Source organism: Flavobacterium sp. FlaQc-48, from assembly GCF_044007335.1.
Taxonomy (GTDB): Bacteria; Bacteroidota; Bacteroidia; order Flavobacteriales; family Flavobacteriaceae; genus Flavobacterium.
Window position 1 is genome coordinate 1 of the sequence record NZ_JBIPCR010000050.1, and the last position, 689, is coordinate 689.

At 34.4% G+C, this 689-nt stretch carries 1 protein-coding gene; it reads right to left on the minus strand.

The annotated features are described in order from the left end of the window. Positions 1 to 689 (minus strand): biotin/lipoyl-binding protein (locus tag ACHRWY_RS27530; protein WP_395359219.1); only part of this gene is annotated, 689 nt, incomplete at both ends.

Genomic DNA, 689 nt, shown 5'->3' on the forward strand with positions numbered 1-689 from the left:
GCCAAAACAAGATAATTATTCGATTCTGCCTTTATTTTGGCAACCGTTCCGTTCAGGTTTTTCAAACGGTCTTCCAGATCTCTTTTTTGATTTTCCCAGCTTAATTTTTGCTGGCTTACAAAGCTCTGTAAAGCTTGTTTGGCTAAACGCAATTCATATTCAGGTTTCTCAAAATCGGCTTTGGCAATAATCTCTTTATCATACAGAATTTTATTGCGGTCATAATTGATTTGTGCTTGTGAGATTTTGCTTTGCAATTCATTTTTACCAAACCGAAACTTCAAGATGTCTTCCCGAGCTGCCGTAGTCAGTAAATGAGATGTTTTATTTTGCAGAAGAGCTGAAATATCATGCAATAAGGCTGAAACGGATCCGGATAATGTATCCTGGGTTTTTTTATCACTCTCCAGATTTTCCTTAGCAATTTTTAAAAGTGTATCTCCTTTTTTTACAAAAGCATTGTTTTTTAAATGAACCCAATTAACCCTGCCACTTACCACCGTTGAAACCGGAACATTATCTGTTACACTTCGAATTATACCACGGCTCTGACTGCTGATATCTACTTTTATTAGGGGTAATAATACTAAAGAAATTAAGATTGCTAAAACAATAATAAGGTAAATCGAAAAGCTTTTTGTTTTGTTTTTTGCAATAAGATTTTCAAGTGTATTTATTGCGTCTGAACT